Below are 18,599 nucleotides of genomic sequence, written 5' to 3'. Positions count from 1 at the left end.
TGTTATGATGCTTTACTTTATATTATTTCAGATCTTCAGCTGATCCGGTAAAACCAGAGTCAATGGATACAGTTGTCTTATCCCAATCATCTTTCAGACTGTGACCAGATTTATCTCTCAGAGCTGGAGCAGTACCCTTAACACTTAAATCTTTGTTGTTGGTGTACATTTTGATGCGATATTTGTCAACATAGAAGTACCAGTCATCACCATCTCTTGCAGCAGTCTTGTTCTTAACGATAGAACCGCTGTTTCCGATCAGATAGTAATCTTTGCCCAGGGTACCAAAATAGCTAACAGTTGCGCCGTCTTTGTTCGTCTGAACAGTATCGGCAGAAGCAAGTCTCATATTAGCACGGTCAACTTCAACAACAGAAGCTTTGCCGGATGCAGTATCAGCCGTAGTATAGACAACTTAACATAGTTGTACCATGATCCTCATCACTCTCAGGGTAGAAGCCGTAATATTTGCCTTTGATTTTCTTAATTTCGCCCTGTGCTAAATCGCGATCACCTTAGCATAATACCATTTCTCATTCTCCGCATCGGAATTATCATCAGCAAAGCTGCCCAGGAAGTCCTCTGTTCCAAATGTATTATTTTCGGTAAGCGGAACTACTTTGAACCAACCCTTGGTCATACGTGCGCTGTCTTCCGGGCGTCTGAAGTATTTCTATGTGGAGGTGGAAGATAAGTCACCAGAAGTTGCTACGGTCCATTCATAAACCATTACACCTTTTTCATTAAAGCCATAAGTTTTGCTGTTGATTTTCTTCTCTAAAATGGTCTCGTTGCCTTTTGCATCCGCCGGATTAAAGTAGGTCTTCTTACCATCAATGGCTTTGAAGCGGGTAGCGGTAGGATTCTGGCTTGCCTTATATGCCTTACCAGAGGACTGCATATAGTAGTAATTATACTCAGCCGGATCATCTTCATCATCCTGATCCTCGTTTACAACTTTCACCCAGGTGTTTCTAACCATAATACCGTTTCCATCTACGTAGTAAATGTCGCTGTCATCGTCGATCAGCTTATTGGTAGCCATAGCGCCGCCTTCTTCGCTGTCTAACCAATACCAGTTGTCGCCGGACTTTTTTGTACTCATCTTCGACTCTGTTGCCATCTTTGTCGTAGAAATACCACTGTCCCTCTTCCTTAACCCAGCCGGTAGCTGCGAAGGAAGTTATGGAAGCGCCGATGGCAAGTAGGGCTGCTGCAGATGCTACTGCAACTACTCTTGTCTGCTTTCTCATAATTAAGTTTATGGACCTAACCAAATAACAATCCATCACTGTTTTCTGCATTTCAGCATTTAGTCGACCATATCCTTGAAAAGGGGACGTCTCTTTCTGATTCTGTGCAGCAGTCATCAGAGGGGATAGAGAAGGAAGTTCTGGGAGCAAAAAGTCCGTTATTTGAGAGGAGAACCGCAAAATTGCAGATGAAATCATTTGATTACTTGACGAGTGCTGAATTTCTGGCGTAATTTACCGCACAGGGTAAATTGCTGCTTTATGGGAATTATTGTGGAAGTAGACAGTCAGATTGTGCGGATTGGAGCAGAGATGATGTTCTTTTGAAAATAAAATAAAAATCGAGCTGTTACGGAGTTGCTATCTAACGCTTGTAATTCAAATCAGAGCATTCTAAAATACATTTTACTAAATTATATTTTAGTAAAATGTATTTTATTTAACTAACAAGCCGGATTAGTAATACCAAACGAAAGGAAGTGATTTCAAATGTTTATCGGAAGAGAGTATGAGTTTAACGAAATGGTCAAGGCATATCAGAAACACGAATTTCAATTTCTGGTTTTTTATTGATGACGCTGTGTGGGAAAGACCCGACTTATACGAGAATTTACAAAAGGCAAAACGGTGATTTATCATATGGCGATTGAGTCTAATAGTTCCCGGAATTTAGAACTGCTTTCAGCATCTGTCTGGAATATACTTATGCCGAGGAAAAGCGGACTTTCGGCGTTTACATCTTATCAGGAGGCGTTTGATTAGATTGTAGAAGTTGCACGCAAGCAGAAAATCATTTTTGTTATAGACGAGTACCCGAATCTGGCTTCAGCGGAGCGCGGTATATCCTCATTGCTTCAAAGCTATATCGATAATCAATTTTCCGAAACTGACATGGTGCTGATTTTGTGCGGATCGTCTATGAGTTTCATGGAGCATCAGGTGTTAGGCTATCAAAGCCCTCTTTATGTGTGCAGGACTGGGCAGTTCAAGATCCTGCGGTTGGATTACTTAACGTCGGCACAGTTTGTACTAGCATATACCTGAGGAAAAAGCGATTGTTTATGGCATTATCGGAGGAATTCTCAAATATCTGGAACTTATTAACGACAGGCTGACGTTAAAGGAAAATATCATTGAATTGTTTTTAAAACCGAATGGTTATCTTCATGAGAAACCCTACTATCTTTTGTAGCAGGAACTGCGGGAACCGGGTAATTATAATGCAGTGATTGAGGCGATTGCGACAGGTTCCTCACGATTAAACGAAATAGCGACTCGTACACATATGGAGACTGTGAATCTTGATTACGCTTGGAATTATAAAAAAGAAACTGCCATTACAGATGAAGCCAATAAGAAAAAACTTTATATGTCCTGGCGGATCATATGTTCAGTTTCTGGTATAGATATATCCCTGCGAATATGTTTATGATTGCTTCGGAGGATTTTGAGACACTATATGATACTTGCATCAAACCGACACTCAGCAGTTTTATGGGATATATTTTTGAAGAGATGTGTAAACGGTATATGCAGCAACAAAATCGTTGTGGGAATGCCTCTTTTAAAATACAGAAATTGGGGCGTTGGTGGGGAATAGTCTTGTCCGTCGAAGAGAAATGGGATTGAATATCATGAACAAACTGGCGGACCAGTCACAAATATTTTGCCAGTTTTCTGAAAAATACTATATTTTATTTTCTAAATCAGGATTTAAAACAGAGTTAAAGGAAGCGGAACAGAGAGGGGGGTGCAGATTAATTTCACTGGAGTATATGTATTAAATATTATCCTGTTTATACTGATATTAAAAAGAGCTGCCATCTCGGATAACCCGAAATGACAGCTCTTTTTTAATCTAATTAGTGCAGTACTAATGTTGAATTAATATTAATCTGCAGTATACTTTGCATCATTCTTTACAGTTGCAGAAGTAAAATTCTTCCAGCCGCTGCCCTTGAAGTTGGTCTCATCAAAGTCTTTGCTGTCGGTGTACATGATGATGTCGCCATCATTCAGGTACCAGTACCAGTCATCGCCGTCCTTGATACCGGACTTGGTTGATGTCTGGATCTTACCACTGGTGTTTACCAGGTAAACGCCGTTGTCAGAGGTAGCAAAGCCGCTTGTTACTCTAACTTTTCCGTCTTCAGCAGCAATCTTACCATGGTCAAGTGTAGTATCTTTTCTGATATCAGATCCGTTGTAATCAATAACCTTTGCATTCTCATCATTAATGTCACTGGTAGCAACAACAACAAGATATTTCTCATCAGAGCTGGCTTTGACTTTCTGGCCATGCTTGTAAATGTACTTCTTATCATCAACACCGTTCACACCACGACCTCTGCTCTCAGCGCCGCCGGATTTTTTGAACATGAACTGATAGGAATCGCCATCCAAGTTGATGCTAACGTTACCGGTCTTCATTGCGCCGTCAGTATCAGCATCATCTCCGAAGTAGTACAGATAAACATTGGTGTCAGCCTGAGACTCGTTCTTGTAAGCATCCATGAAGTTATCCAAACCGTCAGAATCCATGTCATCATCAATTACTTCCAGGATTTCAGAACCGTTCATTTTAAGTGCGCACAGACCAGTCAGCATACGACCAGATTTTGCGCCATCCTCCGGCCAGAAGCCGTAGTATTTGCCTTTGATCTTCTTGATCTCGCCAGCAACCAGACCCTCGTCATAACCGTTGGAGTAATACCATCTCTCAGACTCGTCACCTGCATCGGCTGTTGCGAAGCTATCGGAGTCATCTTCTAAGAAGGTGTTATCCTCTGTCGGAGCAACTACTTTGAACCAGCCTTTAACCTGACGTGCACCATCTTCCGGGCTGTTGAAGTATGCCCAGTTTGCTGCGGAAGCATTGGATGAAGATGCATCTGCATCTACGCCATACCACTGATATACCATTACGCCACGTGCGTCAAAGTGATAGTATTTGCCATTGGATTTCCAGGTCTTGTTGGTCTGCTCAGTTCCAGTGGAGTCATTGTTGGTACGCTTTTTACCATTGGACTTGAAGTTGAACCAGTAATCATAATCGTCATCTTTGTTAGCATCCGGATCATGTACGGTGATCTTCTGCCAACCGGTCTTCATGGAACCATCTTCCCAACCACCGAAGTAGTAGGTAGCATTCTGCCAGTCATCTTCACCGTTAGCCATATCACCATCGGAGTTGACCCAGCCGTAAAGCATCTGGCCTTCCTCGTCAAATGCATACTGCTTGCCATCGATAGTCTTCTTGTTTAAAGAAGTACCATTGCCTTTGTATGCTTTACCATTGCTCTGCATATAATAGTAGCGATATTCAGCTGGATCATCGTCATCATCCTGGTCTTCGTTTACAACTTTGACCCAGGTATTCTTAACCATAACACCGTTGCTGTCTACATAATAGGTATTATCATCATCCTCGACCAGCTTGTCGGTAGCCATAGCGCCGTTGTCTTCGCTGTCCATCCAATACCAGTTATCGCCGGACTTTTTCCACTCGTCCTCGACTCTGTTGCCATCTTTGTCGTAGAAATACCACTGTCCATCTTCCTCAACCCAGCCTGTAGCTGCGAAGGAAGTCATGGAAGCGCCGATGGCAAGCAGGGCTGCTGCAGATGCTACTGCAACTACTTTTGTCTGCTTTCTCATAATTAATGCACTCTCCTTTTTCTTTTTTGAAATTCTCTCGAAATTTCCTAAATTGCATTACGAGGTAATTATACTTCCAATAAGGTAAATTATGGTCAGAGGCACTGTTGGCATAGTGGAGGGGGTGGAGACGGATACGATTAACCGTTGCACGACCTGAAATTAGATGGTATACTGTAGAAAGATTTGGAGAGATACTAATAGAAAATACAGATGGAGGCATCTGCGATGGCAAAACTTGCAGCAAAGAAGGAGATGGACAGCAGTCAAGACAGTTTTTCGATGACATGCTCATCCATAGTCAGCGGCGTGATCAGCTTTTTTATGCTGGTTCTGGTTACTGTGTTTCCGCTTATTTATGATAAATCGTATGTTAATATTTTGGAGACCAAATACAAGTGCTTTTATATGAGCATTTTGGCGATGATCGTAGTATTATTGGTGTTGTCTATTGTTATGCTGGTTGTTGATCTGAATGAGTTTGGGGGGCAGCATGCTAAAATGCTGTTTTCTGCATTTGCGCCGAAAAATTGGAAGACAACTTTTCATGTAGCAGATGCAGCAGTACTCATATTTTGGGTCGTATGTTTGATTTCAACCCTTCAATCAGAGTATCTGTTTGAGGCGTTTTGGGGGAACGAGGGACGGTTTACGGGATTGTTCCTGATTACTCTGTACGTAGCAGCATATTTTATCATTAGCCGATTCTGGAAACTCAAAGGCTGGGTAGTTCAGGCGTTTCTGATAGCGGGATTGGTTGTATGTTATATTGGAATTACTGATTATTTTCAGCTGGATATCCTGCACTTCAGGGGAAAGATAAAACCGTCACAGTCTACGATATTTACGTCAACGATTGGCAACATCAATACATTTACAGCGTATGTGGCTTTGGTGATGGGAGCGGCGACTGCTTTATTTACTACAAGCAAAGGGTTGCTGAAATCCATTTGGTATTATTTGTGCATGGTTGTTGCATTCTTTGCGATAATTATGGGATGCAGTGATAATGCTTATTTGGCTATTGGTGCGCTATTTGCGTTTTTGCCATTTGTGTTGTTTAAAAGTAAAGATGGCGTTGTACGGTATTTGGTGGTCCTGGCGACGTTTGCTACGGTGATCCAGTGTATAGACTATATTAATCAGAAATTTGCTGAAATGGTAATAGGGCTTGATAGCTTGTTTAAAGTTTTGGTTAATTTTGGTGGGTTGGAGTTTGTTGTGATTGCATTGTGGGCGGTGACAGCTGGGGTATGGTTTGCATGTCGACTGATCAGCGTTGGCGGTATAAAGTTGGAAGACTTGGGAAATGTCAAAACTTCTGCAGGCCTTGACGATGAAAGGAAAGGCGGAAACAGCGGTGATTTCGGCAATCTTTTGGTCTATATATGGCTGGGGATTGTAATTGCAGGAGCGCTTGCCGTGTGTTTTGCACTGTATGATGCTAATGCACTTGGTAATAGCAGCCGATATGGAGGACTGGGGAAATATCTGGTGTTTAATGATCAATGGGGGACGAATCGAGGTTATATATGGAGGAAATCCATAGAATTATATAGAGATTTTCCTGTTATTCACAAATTATTTGGATATGGGCCGGATACGTTTGGTATATTGACAACCAGGTATATTATGCCGGAGATGAATGCGGTAACAGGTCAGACATTTGACAGCGCACATAATGAGTATTTACAGTTTTTAGTGACAATTGGTCCGTTTGGGCTGGTAGGTTATGTGGTATTTCTGGCAGGGTCTGTGTGGCAGATGGCGAAAGGGTGGCTGAAGAATCCATATGTGATTGGATGCATGATGGCGGTATTATGCTATGCGTTTCAGGCCCTGGTAAATCTAAATTTACCGATTGCGACGCCTCTTATGTGGCTGCTGTTGGCAGCAGGTGTGGGGGCAGCAAGATCTGTTGCACAAAAAGCGATGTAGTATAAAGTATAAATATTTATGAGAGAAAAGCTTTTCTTTGTATAATGGTAGTATATCTTATACAAAGGAGGGCTTTTTATGTTTTGTGAACAAGTTTCGACGTATCTTGCATATTGCAAACTGCAGAAAAATCTGGATGGCAAAACCTTATCGGCGTATCGAATTGATTTAAGGCAGTTTGAGATTTACCTCAGAGAAAAAGGATATTCGCTGGAAATTAACACGATATCGCGCATTGTCGTTACAGAATATATTGTGGAATTGCATAAGCGTTATAAGCCGCGAAGTGCAAAAAGAAAGATAGCCAGTCTGAAAGCATTTTTTTGCTATTTGGAGTATGAAGAAATTATTGACAGCAATCCGTTTGACAGAGTTAAAACTCATTATAAAGAACCGGAATTATTGCCAAGGACAATTTCGGTACCAGATTTACAAAGACTTTTGTCGGAAGCATACCGGCAGAAGGAATGTAATGACAATACAGATTATCAGAGAAGAGTATTTTGTAGAGATGTAGCTGTTTTGGAACTTCTTTTTTCTACAGGCCTGCGGGTTTCAGAGCTATGTAATTTGAAAAAATGCAATGTGAATTTGGACCAGGGAATGATGAGGATATATGGAAAAGGCGCAAAGGAGAGGATGCTTTATCTGGCAAATCAAGCAGTTTTGGATGCATTGAGGGATTATTATGCGTTGTTTGGAGACTGGATCAAAACAGGGGAGTATGTCTTTTATAATCGGATGGGACGGAGGCTGTCGGAGCAGTCGGTCCGCTTTATGATACAGAGATATGTGGAGGCAGCAGGATTGACTGAGCATATAACACCCCATATGTTTCGTCATACGTTCGCCACGTTACTGCTGGAGGAAGATGTGGACATACGTTATATCCAACAGATCCTGGGACATAGTTCGATCACCACAACCCAGATCTATACTCATGTGGCCATGGAAAAGCAGCGGTGTATTTTGACGAACAGGCATCCAAGGAATCGATTGGTGATTGGACCGTGAAATAACAAAAGGAGAGGACCCGGGCTTGTGCCCGGGCCTTTGGCTGTTGGAGGGATCCAAGATAGGGGAATGGAATATAATACGTTGTTATGCAGCAAATACATCCCGCTAAAATATAAAGCTATAAAATGAAACCAAATGGATAAGACAGGTCAATATGGAAGCGCTGACTGATAGTATTTTTTCGCTGCGTTTCGGCAAATATGCCTCATCCAGAGAATTTTCTATAAATTTTATACTTTGCAGCAAAGAATAGAAGCAGCAGGGGTTCTTCGTAATGTTCGAACAAGAACAATCATTTATGATTCGCTCTCTAAAATCGCATTCAATGTATGATACGATTTTTTTGAAGCTTTGCATCTGCTTTATACCTATGACGGGAAATGCTAATGCAATGGCAATAAAAATAAATAACCAGATTACTGCCAGCTCCAGAGGAATGTTTTTTAATCTATCGGTCCAGGACATCATTTCTTCTGAGTTGACGACGGGGTTAAAGTTTGCCCCAAATAGTAATGCATTCTCCATTACGAAAAGTAAACCGATACAAAAAGCAGCTATCCGGGTAACCATACTTAAGTGATATACATACTTTAACCATAAGGTATGTTTCGGATACTCGTAATCATAGTTTACATTTGTATGACTAATGCCTTTCTCTATGTAAATCAGACAACGCGTAAGTTGAATATACAGCTCATAGCTGATCAGTGCAATGAAAAATGTACAGCCACCAAGAAAAAAGATATAAATGCCCATTAAATTTAATGTAAAATAATTCAGATGATATAAACAAATAAAATATACAAGAACCATTAGAACAAACCCAAAAACAGTCAGGGTATTGGACTTGTCAGGAAGTAATTTGGATAAAGCTTCTTTTATAAAAGGATTTCCTGAACAGGTAATACTATGATCATTAATTTCTTTTAATATTAATTTTAAGACAACCAGTGTCAAAGACATCATAATTAATAGCATAGGACACAAAATATAAAAAAGTGGATACGGCTCATAGCCATTTATCCAAAAACCAACAAATAACATGAGACTTGCAAAGGTTATAATGTGATTCCATTTTAGTTTATCTCGAATATATACGGTAAAAATAGTATTCGTCATTTTACTTTTTCCTTTGTATTTTACTTAACTGTTTATATGATAAAGGGGACACAAATGAAAAACAAGTTCTTCAACAATTATTTATCAAAACTTTTACTGGAAAGTTGGCATAGGATGTTTCTGCTTTACGGCGGCGTTTTTCTAAGCGGTTGCTTGCTAAACCAACTCTATCCGTATGAAAATTTTTATGTCTATATTATTATGTTATTATTTATTTTGTGTATTTCTAATTATTTTATAAAATCAGTTGTAAGATTCCGTCAAAATATACGCTTTCTATTTCCATCAACTAACGAATGCATTGGAGCCAATATTTCATTATTGGATATTGAAAAAATATGCAGTAACGGTTTATGGATCCCCGCAATACTCACAATTCTGTATTTTACTTTTATATACAGTATGGGGTATTGGGAATTCAATATAATGGGATTTTATATTGTCTTAGTGGGCGGGACTACATTGTTCCTTTCCTTTATCTGCTATCGCTATGTATTTGCTGTAATAAATTTATTATTTAAAATCAGCAAAGGAGAAATCAAAGACTATACTTATTTTGATCCTGCCAGCACATCCTGGTATCAAGAATTACTGCAGCTTACATCAGTCACTCAGTGGTGTTTTCTTGGGGAGGGTATTTTTTATGTCATATTATATGGCATATTAACTGGAGCAGATTATAAAAAATATGGTTTATCCTGTGTCCCTCTCAATATAACCTGGAGCGGTATTTTGTTTGGCATTGTTCTCGGCTGCCCACTGATCATAGGCTTGATGAAATACTATTTAAAACAAATACTTTACAAAATGAACAATGCCTCTATTCAGGATATCAGTATTTTGCTTAAAACAAACCTAAACGGGCAAAATCCGCAGATACAGAATATGCAGCCGCTGATTCAACTTTTAATGGAACTTAAGAAAAGCAAAACAAATAAACTGGAACTGGCAGGCCAGTATCTGTCTGTCGCGGGATCCTTCGTTACATTGGTTTTACATATAAATACTATCTTTGTTACAATATACCCGCTTCTGTAATTACAAAATCAAACCGTTTCATACATATTGAAATGAGCATATTGAAAAAAATCTGGAAATCATCAGCCCAGGCTTTATTATGTAAAAGTGAGGTTATTTCCTCAAGCCATTGGTATACGCAGGTGCGCAGAGTCTGTACTTCTGTCAAAATGCATTCTGCAATATGGTGTGAATCCAAAAGAGACATGATTGTATCAAAATCCTGATTGTCAATTGCGGTAATCAGCCTTTCCCGATCTTTAAGGGAAAGCTTTTCAAATAAGTATGCCATCGCAATGTTTTTCCTGGATTTAGTTATATCCAGATTGGTATTGCCTTTGTAAAGTTTATTTTTATTGATACCCCAGAATGGCTCCATATCATTTAATATCTGAAAGATGTAACCGCATTTGTCACCGATATTAAGCACTAATTGTTTTGTTTTATCAGATTGTGCCAGTTCCTGTTTCTGCATACCATATAAATAACCAATATAGAAACTGTTTTTGATCAATATGGAGGTTTCCATATCAATGATCTGACGTATACTCAACAAATCAGACTGATTGTGACTGGCATTTTCTTCTCTTAAAGCACCGAGTGACATATTTTTAATGGTATCTGCATAAATGCTGAACAGGGTATCTAAGTCCACATTTGCCTTAGCATTTTTAAGTTTCTCAGCTGAAAATGCTAATAAATATACAGCGCTTACAATGGCTTTGTCGGTACCGTTCGTAATATGAAAGGCCGGTATTCCCCGCCGGGCGCTATCCTTATCTATGATATCATCTACAATGATGGACGCTTTATGGATAGCTTCCACAGCACAAGCCACATCCAATATGTAGTTAAAGTCTGGATCTTCATTACATGGAGCAGCCATGCAATACCCCCATGCCAGCAAAAGCGGCCGCAGATGGTTTCCGCTTGTCAACTGAGCCGGATCGTCGACCAGGTCTGTAAGTTCGTTTAAACTATTATGCCAATAGGTATTGAATTCTCCAAGAAAACTGCCCGGGCATTCACTCATAATCTGGTCCATGAAATAAGATTTCGTCATCCCTGCCTCCTTATTAAAACAGATATTTGCTGTTCGGCGGCGCAATGCTGCATAACAACGTATTATCTAATATTATAATGCATTTGATAAGGCGATGCAATTAATTTTGTGACTTGAATAATCAAAGAATGCCATGTTATGCTGTACTGATGCAATTTCCCGAAGGTAACAGGATTTTTATATGTTTAAATTATTTCCTATCTTTAATCTTTAAATAAAGTTACAATACCCCTGAAAGGGGGATATACCATGATTGTATATGATAAACTGTGGAAGACAATGAAAGAAAAGGGAATCAGCCAGTACAAACTGATCAAGGATTATGAAGTTAGTGCGGCCCAGATTCACAGGATGAAGAAGAACATGAATATTTCAACCTATACAGCCAATATGTTCTGCGAAATCCTGGATTGCAGAGTGGAAGATATTATGGAATATGTGGCGGATCCAGAAAAAGAAAAAGGTAAAGCCTGAGTGAAGGGCGGGAAAGGGGCTGATTGCTTCCAGAAATGGAAGACTCAGCCCCTTTTCTTGTTATATATACGAGAAACTTCCTGTATAAATAGGAAAACAAGCCAAATTTAATAAAATATTAAAAGTTTTCCAGATTTTTTCGGCATGTGTTAAGTTGCGTTATTATCGTGTAAATGTTATACTGTATTGAGATTTACCAGGTCCTGTTGCCTGGGATCATAGTAAAACCGGCTGTTTACAAGAGAGTTTGAAGGCTGCTTGTCTGCGAAGGGGATATAAGTAATTAGGATAACTATCCGGAGGATCATTTTCATGATTCCTGCGGATATGGCGAAGCCTACCCTAAAACAGGGTGAAATGGAGAATGGTTATGTGGTATGTGATCCAAACAATGAGCGGTCAGGAAGAACACGTGATACAGATGATCAGAAAGATTGTTCCTTCTGAATTATACACGGACTGTTTTACACTTTATTATGAGCGGCTCTGGAGAAAGCAGCAGAAGAGCATCGTCCATGTAGAACGTTTATTTTCTGGATATGTATTTATTATAACAGATTGTCCGCAGGAGATATTTTTTCATCTGAAGGATGTCCCTGCATTATCAAAGTTGATGTCTGATCCGAATTTTGTTTTTCTCCCTTTGAATCAGGATGAGGAGACATTTTTCAGTCAGGTATCTGACGATGAGCATGTAGTCCGGCTGTCTTATGTGAAAACAGGGGCAGGAGGGCATATATTGCGAATCAGTGGAAGTTTGAGCAGCTTTGCAGACCGGGTTGTTAAATATAATTTTAAAAAGCGGTATGCCATAGTTGAACTGGACTTTCTAAATAAGAAAAAGACCGTCGTTCTCGGAATCCTGCTGGATGAAGATATTCGTCAGGAACTTGAATACGGAAAAATAGAAATGCCAATGAAGAAATTGGCCGTATACCCGGTTGATAATCTAAGAGGCGATGAACCTGAATCTCAAAAAAGCAGCAGAGCGAATTTTCGCCGGGGGATGAAGTTGAAGTGGTTGCCGAAGCATTCAAAGGAATGCATGGTTTTGTCTGGAGAGTAAAGTCCCGGACAGCCGAGATTGGAATACGAATGTTTCAACAGGATATCGCTGTTGAATTGTCATTTGAAGAAATAAAGCGCGTATCTTCCTATAAGGATGATTATGCGAAGTGAAATGTTAGGAGTTCCCACGTATGAAAAGCTATGAACAATATAAACGTCTGATCCGTTTCTTCACCTCGGTCGCCATCCTGGCCATCGAGGTGGGCATCTACTGGATCGCCTGGGACCAGTACTTCTCTCAGGCCGCAGGCACGCCCTTCTTCCGAAAAGGGGACTGGCTGATGGCTGCCGTCTATGCCATCCTGCTGTTATTCTTTTCCCGGATGTACGGCGGACTGAAGATCGGATATTTAGAGAAGGGCAACGTGCTTTACTCCCAGGTCCTCTCCGTGATCCTCGTCAATGTGATCACGTATCTTCAGGTGGCGCTCCTGGCAAAACGGTTTTTAGGCCCGGCGCCTTTCCTTGTGATGTTCGCCTGCCAGGTCATCGCGATCTGCATCTGGACGCTGTTAGCAAACAAGCTTTTCCAAAAGCTGTTCCCGCCGCGCCAGATGCTCCTGATCTACGGCAACCGGCCGTCCCTGACCCTGATGCATAAGATGAACTGCCGCAAGGACCGGTATCAGATCCGGCAGGTGGTACATATCGAGGTGGGATTAGAGCGGATCCTGGAGCTGATCGCGGACTATGATGCAGTGGTCATCTGCGATGTACCGTCCCAGATCCGGAACCAGGTCTTAAAGTATTGCTATGGCAAGGGGATCCGGGTATATGTGACCCCGAAGATCTCCGATATCCTGATCCGCAGCGCGGAGGATGTGAACCTGTTTGACACGCCGCTGATCATGGCGAGGAACGGGAGGATGTCCATCGAGCAGGCATTTGCAAAACGGACGATGGACATCGTGATCGCAGGGATCGCCTGTGTGATCGCCTCTCCGTTCATGCTGGTGACGGCCCTGGCTGTAAAGCTGCAGGACGGCGGCCCGGCGCTGTACAAGCAGAAACGCCTGACCATCGATGGGGAGGAATTTTATGTATATAAGTTCCGGAGCATGCGGATGGATGCGGAGAAGGACGGCGTGGCGCGGTTAGCCAGCGCCGGAGACAGCCGGATCACCCCGGTGGGAGCATTTATCCGGAAGGTACGGCTGGATGAGCTGCCGCAGCTTTTTAACATCTTAAAAGGCGATATGAGCATCGTGGGGCCGAGGCCGGAGCGGCCGGAGATCGCAGCGCAGTACGAGGCAGAGATGCCGGAGTTCCAGTACCGGCTGCGGGTGAAGGCGGGGCTTACCGGGTATGCGCAGATCTTTGGGAAGTACAACACGACGCCCTATGACAAGCTGAAGCTGGATCTTCATTACATACAGAATTATTCGGTGATGCTGGACGTGAAGCTGATGATCCAGACGGTGAAGATCTTGTTTATGAAAGAGAGTACAGAAGGGGTCGCGGCTGGACAGACGACGGCGGCGATGGAAGAATCTTTTAGAAAAAAGAATGAGGATAGTTTCTCCCATGGAAAAAATAGTATTTAGTTATGAAAAAAATAATCATAGTGCAGATAGGAAGAACTGCTTACTAATCTTGCCTCGACCAATATTTCCACTAATTAGTGGTTACTCAAATAAAAATTATAATTTAATAGATGGCTTGTCAAAGCAATATAATCTTACATTAATTATATTAATATCTCAAAATTTATGTGCTGAAGAAATTGCTTTTTACGAGAAGCGGGTTTGTAATGTATCATGCTTTTTGATAACAAAACGTGAAAAATATATTGGTTCTATCAAGAGTTTGTTTTCTCGTAAACCATTACAAGTGGGGTACTATTATAGAAAAGAAATTGCAAATCAGATAACACAGCAATCCGATAATATGGATATTGCGATTGCAGCATTAGTTCGCACTATAAAATATTTAGATGATATTTCATCTGGCTGCAAAAAGGTTTTCGATATGGTTGATTCTATAGGATTAAATTATATAAATTCCTTACATGAAACATCTTCTGTTTTTTGGAGACTGCTTTATATGATAGAGGGACGCCGTCTGCTGAAATATGAAAAAGAAAAAGTAAAAACATCAGACTGCACCTTTTTTATCAGCGAAAAAGAAAGAAAATATTACCAGCAATATGGAAAAACTGTGTGGCTGCCACATGGGGTAAAAGAAAGCCTGTTTATCTATGATAAATTCGATGCAAGCTATAGCAAGTCGATTGCTTTTATTGGCAAAATGGATTACCAACCCAATATAGATGCAGTAAAATGGTACGTTAAAAATGTCCATAGTCGAATTGCTGATCAGGTGCCTTTTATTATAATAGGCGCCAATCCTACGGAAGAAATTTTAGATTTGGGGAAAAAATATCCCAATATAACGATTACGGGTTATTGTGAAGATCCGTATATTTACTTATATTCCGCTATGGCAGTTGTAGCCCCTATGCTAACTGGCGGAGGAATACAGAATAAAGTTTTAGAAGGTATGGCACTTGGCAAAATCAACATTCTTACATCACTGGCAGCAGAACCAATAACTGGGGCAGAAGATAAAAAGCATTATCTTGTTGCCAATACGGCTGAAGATTATTGTTCTGTTATAAAAAATATAGTTTCTAATCAAGACGAGTATAAGGATATAGGAATTGAAGCACGCAAATTCATACAAAATAACTTTACTTGGCGTGCTTATAATAATAGCTATATTAGTGCATTGGAAGAAATGAAAAAATAATTAAAAACATGGGGGTACTTATGGATGCTACATTAGAACGTATACATATAAGATTGCTTGATATGATGATGGTTTTTGATGATTTGTGCAAAAAGCATCATTTAACATATTATCTAATCGGGGGATCCGCATTAGGAGCTTTGCGTCACAATGGCTTTATACCGTGGGATGACGATGTTGATATTGCTCTGCCTAGATCTGATTTTGAGAAATTAGAAAAAATACTGAGATCTGTTTATCAAAACAGACCTGTAAATAATGTCATATATCAGAGTACTTTTCACACCGCACCAACAGGACATTTTTATTTATATGATTGTAAACATCAAACTGCTGAACATGCAGTTGCAATTGATATATTTCCATTGGATGCAGTACCTCGTTCTCGTATGCAGCAGAAAATTCAACAGATTTGGTGTCAATTATATCATGTATCTGCATATCGTAAGCCACCACAGAACAGGGGAAAAGCATGGTACGTAGCAACAAAACTGTTTCTTATTTTTACAAATAAAGCATGTCTCAATTTGCTTGAAAAAATATCAAAAAAAGTTATAACACATTGGAATGGTAAAGAAACAGGAATAGTGAGCAATTTATATGGTTTAGCTGGTTATAAAAAAGAGATGGTTCCACAGTCGTTTTTTGGAAATCCAGTATATCATCAATTTGAGACCGGGATGTTTCCAATACCGGAAAAATGTCACGAATATATGACGCATATCTATGGTGATTATATGATTTTACCCCCGTTAGAAAAGCGCATACCAAAACATATAAAAGAAATGGAAGGGAATACATGAATTATTTATTACTACTTGCTGGTGGAAGCGGAAGCCGAATGAAAACGGCAACTTGTCCGAAACAATACTTATTAGTAAAAGAGAAACCTATTTTCCTTTATTCTTTGGAAACTTTTGAGAATAATGAGCTTATATCCGGAATTGTGATTGTTGCTCATGAAGAATGGCATCAGGAAATTAAAGCGTGGATTAAATCTTTTTCAATTGATAAGTTTTTAGGCTTTGCAGCAGCGGGTGATTCTCGTCAAGGCTCTATATATAATGGTTTGAAATACTTGAGAGATTTTGCTGGTCAAGATGATAATGTAATAATTCATGACGCTGCAAGACCATTGATTTCAAATGAATTAATTAGAAATTGCCTATTGCCACTAGATGCGTATGATGGGGTCATGCCTGTGCTGCCTGCAAAAGATACGTTTTATCAAAGTGTTGACGGAAAGCATATCAATAGCCTTTTGCCACGAGCACAACTTTTTGCCGGACAAGCCCCTGAAAGTTTTAAGTTTGAAAAATATTTGTCTTTACATGAAAAACTGAGCGCAACAGAACTTGATAGAATAACCGGCAGTACAGAAATTGCATTGAAAAACAATCTTAATGTTTTAATGATTTCTGGAGAAGAAATTAATTTTAAAATCACTACCGACAATGATATAGATTTATTTAACATGTATATAGGGGAGAGTGTGTGATGAAAGCTCTGGTGCTGGAGAGTGTAGGCAATTTGATGCTTAAGGAGGTTGAAAAACCTATTGCAAAAAAAGATGAAGTGATTCTGAAAGTAGAAGCTTCTGGAATATGCAATAGTGATATTGACCGGGTGTTTAAAACAGGAACGTATTCATTTCCATTAATCCCGGGACATGAATTTTCTGGAAAAATCATAGAAATAGGTGACGGAGTTGATCCCAGTTATTTAAATAAGCGAGCTACTGTTTTTCCGTTAATACCTTGTGGGAGATGTTCCTCCTGTAAGGAAGGTGAGTACGCTCGTTGTGATAATTATAACTATTTTGGTTCTCGTTGTAATGGTGGCTTTGCGGAGTACTTAGCCGTTCCAATCTGGAATCTTGTATGTTTTTCAGACACATTAGATTATGAACAGGCCGCTATGTGTGAACCCGCTTCTGTTGCGCACAAAGCAATTATGCGCTCAGCGCTCAGTAGTTCTGATTCCATATTGATTCAAGGTTCCGGCACCATTGGCCTACTAATAGCAATGTGGGCCTTAGAAAAAAAAGTCCAAAACGTCGTAATGGTAGTCCGTAATAAAAGCAAAATCAATTTACTCAATAGTTTAGGTATCCATAAAGTTATAGATTTATCTGTAGAAAGTGAAGAAACCGGATTACAACGTTTGGGATTAGATAATAAAGTTGACATTACGTTTGATTGCGTCGGCAGTATAGATTCCGTATCCTCCTGTATTCAATCGGCAAAAAAGGGAGGTAAAGTGGTTCTTGTGGGAAACCCTACGAAAGATATGATGTTTGACCGAAATATTTATTGGAAAATATTAAGGAATGAATTATTGCTAATTGGTGTGTGGAATTCCTCATATAATGCAAAGGTAAATGACTGGAAAGAAACCATTTCTGCGATGGAAAACGGAACGTTAAATGTAACGCCTTTAATTACGCATCGATTTGCTCTAAATGAGTCAAAACAAGCTTTTAATATTTTAAGAAGCAAGAATGAATTAGCAATTAAGGTAATGTTTAAATTATAGAGGAGATCCGAATGAGTAAAAAATTGCAAGGAAAAATATCCGCCTCAATGATGTGTGCGGATCTGGTTCACTTAAAAGAAGATATTGAATTATTTGAAGCCATGAATATAGATTTTCTACATATAGATGTTATGGATGGGGCATTTGTTCCGAACTATGGTTTGGGTGTGGATTATATTCGAGGTTTGCATGAATTAACTCACATACCGCTGGATATTCATTTAATGGTTGAAAAGCCAGAAGACAAACTAAGTTGGTTTAAAATAAAACCTGAGGATTCTGTTACAATTCATTACGAAAGCACCCCCAATATTCAGCGCGCGCTTGTAAAGGCAAGAGCATATGATTGCAGTGTAAGGTTAGCAATTAATCCAGGCACTCCCATATGCTTGACAGAGGAATTATTAAGAGATATTGATGGTATTACCCTGTTAACTGTTAATCCAGGCTTTGCTGGTCAAAAAATTGTGCCAGGTTCTTTTGAAAAAATGGAAAAATTAACGAATTATTTAATTCAAACAGGTTATGAAGATATGAGTGTTCAGGTTGATGGAAATATCAGCTTCAATAATGCAAAACAATTAAGAATTTGTGGTGCGGATTTTTTTGTTGCAGGAACATCAAGTATTTTTGAAGTGCATAACAGCAAAGCCATGAAGCAAAATATTCACCTTTTGCGAGAGATGATTCAATAGTATTAAGGAGTCTGC

At 39.8% G+C, this 18,599-nt stretch carries 18 protein-coding genes; 12 read left to right on the top strand and 6 right to left on the bottom strand.

Translation table 11 applies throughout. From position 1 onward, the window contains the following. Positions 1-22 precede the first annotated feature (22 nt). The 3 genes from AB1I67_RS01420 to AB1I67_RS01410 all read right to left on the bottom strand — a co-directional run bounded on the left by AB1I67_RS01420 (position 23) and on the right by AB1I67_RS01410 (position 1,105). Positions 23-349: a hypothetical protein gene (locus tag AB1I67_RS01420; protein WP_367028040.1), complete on the bottom strand. Its 327-nt coding sequence runs from the start codon at positions 347-349 to the stop codon at positions 23-25. A gap of 150 nt (positions 350-499) precedes the next feature. After that, the gene (locus AB1I67_RS01415; protein ID WP_367028039.1) at positions 500-640 is read right to left on the bottom strand and encodes a hypothetical protein; all 141 of its coding nucleotides are present in this window, start codon (positions 638-640) and stop codon (positions 500-502) included. Between the two features lie 33 nt (positions 641-673). Next, complete coding sequence (locus tag AB1I67_RS01410; protein ID WP_367028038.1) at positions 674-1,105, bottom strand: hypothetical protein; 432 nt, start codon at positions 1,103-1,105, stop codon at positions 674-676. A 1,534-nt stretch (positions 1,106-2,639) separates the two neighbouring features. Between AB1I67_RS01410 and AB1I67_RS01405 the strand changes: the two genes are divergently transcribed. Continuing rightward, complete coding sequence (locus AB1I67_RS01405; protein ID WP_367028037.1) at positions 2,640-2,882, top strand: DUF234 domain-containing protein; 243 nt, start codon at positions 2,640-2,642, stop codon at positions 2,880-2,882. 261 nt (positions 2,883-3,143) lie between these two features. Here AB1I67_RS01405 and AB1I67_RS01400 read toward each other — a convergent pair whose 3' ends face one another. Further along, complete coding sequence (locus tag AB1I67_RS01400; protein ID WP_367028036.1) at positions 3,144-4,910, bottom strand: argininosuccinate lyase; 1,767 nt, start codon at positions 4,908-4,910, stop codon at positions 3,144-3,146. 228 nt (positions 4,911-5,138) lie between these two features. Between AB1I67_RS01400 and AB1I67_RS01395 the strand changes: the two genes are divergently transcribed. Both AB1I67_RS01395 and AB1I67_RS01390 read left to right on the top strand, forming a co-directional pair. After that, a complete protein-coding gene (locus tag AB1I67_RS01395) occupies positions 5,139-6,848 on the top strand; it encodes an O-antigen ligase family protein (RefSeq protein WP_367028035.1) in 1,710 nt (569 codons plus the stop codon). A 78-nt stretch (positions 6,849-6,926) separates the two neighbouring features. Then, entirely contained in the window at positions 6,927-7,862 is a 936-nt protein-coding gene (locus AB1I67_RS01390) for a tyrosine-type recombinase/integrase (protein ID WP_367028034.1), read from the top strand. Positions 7,863-7,970: 108 nt separating this feature from the next. On the opposite strand, the gene AB1I67_RS01385 is transcribed toward AB1I67_RS01390, so the two are convergent. After that, entirely contained in the window at positions 7,971-8,984 is a 1,014-nt protein-coding gene (locus AB1I67_RS01385) for a hypothetical protein (protein WP_367028033.1), read from the bottom strand. Positions 8,985-9,038: 54 nt separating this feature from the next. Here AB1I67_RS01385 and AB1I67_RS01380 point away from each other — a divergent pair, with 54 nt between their 5' ends. Continuing rightward, complete coding sequence (locus AB1I67_RS01380) at positions 9,039-10,022, top strand: hypothetical protein (RefSeq protein ID WP_367028032.1); 984 nt, start codon at positions 9,039-9,041, stop codon at positions 10,020-10,022. Here the strand turns inward: AB1I67_RS01380 and AB1I67_RS01375 are convergent. Next, on the bottom strand, positions 10,000-11,064 hold the full coding sequence (locus tag AB1I67_RS01375) for a polyprenyl synthetase family protein (protein ID WP_367028031.1): 1,065 nt from the start codon (positions 11,062-11,064) through the stop codon (positions 10,000-10,002). The two genes, AB1I67_RS01380 and AB1I67_RS01375, sit on opposite strands and share 23 nt — an antisense overlap. Positions 11,065-11,313: 249 nt before the next feature. Between AB1I67_RS01375 and AB1I67_RS01370 the strand changes: the two genes are divergently transcribed. From AB1I67_RS01370 to AB1I67_RS01335, 8 genes are all read left to right on the top strand, one after another. Continuing rightward, positions 11,314-11,538, top strand: coding sequence for a helix-turn-helix transcriptional regulator (locus AB1I67_RS01370; protein WP_367028030.1), 225 nt, complete (start codon positions 11,314-11,316; stop codon positions 11,536-11,538). A 370-nt stretch (positions 11,539-11,908) separates the two neighbouring features. Continuing rightward, positions 11,909-12,604 (top strand): transcription termination/antitermination NusG family protein, encoded by a 696-nt coding sequence (locus tag AB1I67_RS01365; RefSeq protein ID WP_367028029.1) that lies wholly within the window; start codon positions 11,909-11,911, stop codon positions 12,602-12,604. 133 nt (positions 12,605-12,737) lie between these two features. Beyond that, positions 12,738-14,150 (top strand): sugar transferase, encoded by a 1,413-nt coding sequence (locus tag AB1I67_RS01360; RefSeq protein ID WP_367028028.1) that lies wholly within the window; start codon positions 12,738-12,740, stop codon positions 14,148-14,150. Beyond that, the gene (locus AB1I67_RS01355; RefSeq protein ID WP_367028027.1) at positions 14,131-15,354 is read left to right on the top strand and encodes a glycosyltransferase; all 1,224 of its coding nucleotides are present in this window, start codon (positions 14,131-14,133) and stop codon (positions 15,352-15,354) included. The genes AB1I67_RS01360 and AB1I67_RS01355 overlap by 20 nt, the downstream gene beginning before the upstream one ends. Positions 15,355-15,374: 20 nt before the next feature. Beyond that, positions 15,375-16,157, top strand: a complete 783-nt coding sequence (locus AB1I67_RS01350) for a LicD family protein (protein ID WP_367028026.1) — start codon at positions 15,375-15,377, stop codon at positions 16,155-16,157. Beyond that, complete coding sequence (locus AB1I67_RS01345; RefSeq protein WP_367028025.1) at positions 16,154-16,852, top strand: IspD/TarI family cytidylyltransferase; 699 nt, start codon at positions 16,154-16,156, stop codon at positions 16,850-16,852. Before AB1I67_RS01350 ends, AB1I67_RS01345 begins: the two co-directional genes overlap by 4 nt. Then, positions 16,852-17,889, top strand: coding sequence for a galactitol-1-phosphate 5-dehydrogenase (locus tag AB1I67_RS01340; protein ID WP_367028024.1), 1,038 nt, complete (start codon positions 16,852-16,854; stop codon positions 17,887-17,889). The genes AB1I67_RS01345 and AB1I67_RS01340 overlap by 1 nt, the downstream gene beginning before the upstream one ends. Positions 17,890-17,900: 11 nt before the next feature. Further along, positions 17,901-18,584 carry a ribulose-phosphate 3-epimerase gene (locus tag AB1I67_RS01335; protein WP_367028023.1) on the top strand — a complete coding sequence of 228 codons (684 nt, stop codon included), beginning with the start codon at positions 17,901-17,903 and terminating at the stop codon, positions 18,582-18,584. Positions 18,585-18,599 lie beyond the last annotated feature (15 nt).

Origin of the sequence: Clostridium sp. AN503, assembly GCF_040719375.1 — a bacterium.
GTDB lineage: Bacteria > Bacillota > Clostridia > Lachnospirales > Lachnospiraceae > Brotaphodocola.
The sequence above is the reverse complement of the archived record's forward strand: the minus strand, read 5'-3'. Positions and strand labels throughout refer to the sequence as shown.

Coding starts and splice junctions, on each gene's coding strand:
- AB1I67_RS01420 (WP_367028040.1), bottom strand. CDS start 349: ATGAGACTTGCTTCTGCCGATACTGTTCAGACGAACAAAGACGGCGCA.
- AB1I67_RS01415 (WP_367028039.1), bottom strand. CDS start 640: ATGACCAAGGGTTGGTTCAAAGTAGTTCCGCTTACCGAAAATAATACA.
- AB1I67_RS01410 (WP_367028038.1), bottom strand. CDS start 1,105: ATGAGTACAAAAAAGTCCGGCGACAACTGGTATTGGTTAGACAGCGAA.
- AB1I67_RS01405 (WP_367028037.1), top strand. CDS start 2,640: ATGTTCAGTTTCTGGTATAGATATATCCCTGCGAATATGTTTATGATT.
- AB1I67_RS01400 (WP_367028036.1), bottom strand. CDS start 4,910: ATGAGAAAGCAGACAAAAGTAGTTGCAGTAGCATCTGCAGCAGCCCTG.
- AB1I67_RS01395 (WP_367028035.1), top strand. CDS start 5,139: ATGGCAAAACTTGCAGCAAAGAAGGAGATGGACAGCAGTCAAGACAGT.
- AB1I67_RS01390 (WP_367028034.1), top strand. CDS start 6,927: ATGTTTTGTGAACAAGTTTCGACGTATCTTGCATATTGCAAACTGCAG.
- AB1I67_RS01385 (WP_367028033.1), bottom strand. CDS start 8,984: ATGACGAATACTATTTTTACCGTATATATTCGAGATAAACTAAAATGG.
- AB1I67_RS01380 (WP_367028032.1), top strand. CDS start 9,039: ATGAAAAACAAGTTCTTCAACAATTATTTATCAAAACTTTTACTGGAA.
- AB1I67_RS01375 (WP_367028031.1), bottom strand. CDS start 11,064: ATGACGAAATCTTATTTCATGGACCAGATTATGAGTGAATGCCCGGGC.
- AB1I67_RS01370 (WP_367028030.1), top strand. CDS start 11,314: ATGATTGTATATGATAAACTGTGGAAGACAATGAAAGAAAAGGGAATC.
- AB1I67_RS01365 (WP_367028029.1), top strand. CDS start 11,909: ATGTGGTATGTGATCCAAACAATGAGCGGTCAGGAAGAACACGTGATA.
- AB1I67_RS01360 (WP_367028028.1), top strand. CDS start 12,738: ATGAAAAGCTATGAACAATATAAACGTCTGATCCGTTTCTTCACCTCG.
- AB1I67_RS01355 (WP_367028027.1), top strand. CDS start 14,131: ATGGAAAAAATAGTATTTAGTTATGAAAAAAATAATCATAGTGCAGAT.
- AB1I67_RS01350 (WP_367028026.1), top strand. CDS start 15,375: ATGGATGCTACATTAGAACGTATACATATAAGATTGCTTGATATGATG.
- AB1I67_RS01345 (WP_367028025.1), top strand. CDS start 16,154: ATGAATTATTTATTACTACTTGCTGGTGGAAGCGGAAGCCGAATGAAA.
- AB1I67_RS01340 (WP_367028024.1), top strand. CDS start 16,852: ATGAAAGCTCTGGTGCTGGAGAGTGTAGGCAATTTGATGCTTAAGGAG.
- AB1I67_RS01335 (WP_367028023.1), top strand. CDS start 17,901: ATGAGTAAAAAATTGCAAGGAAAAATATCCGCCTCAATGATGTGTGCG.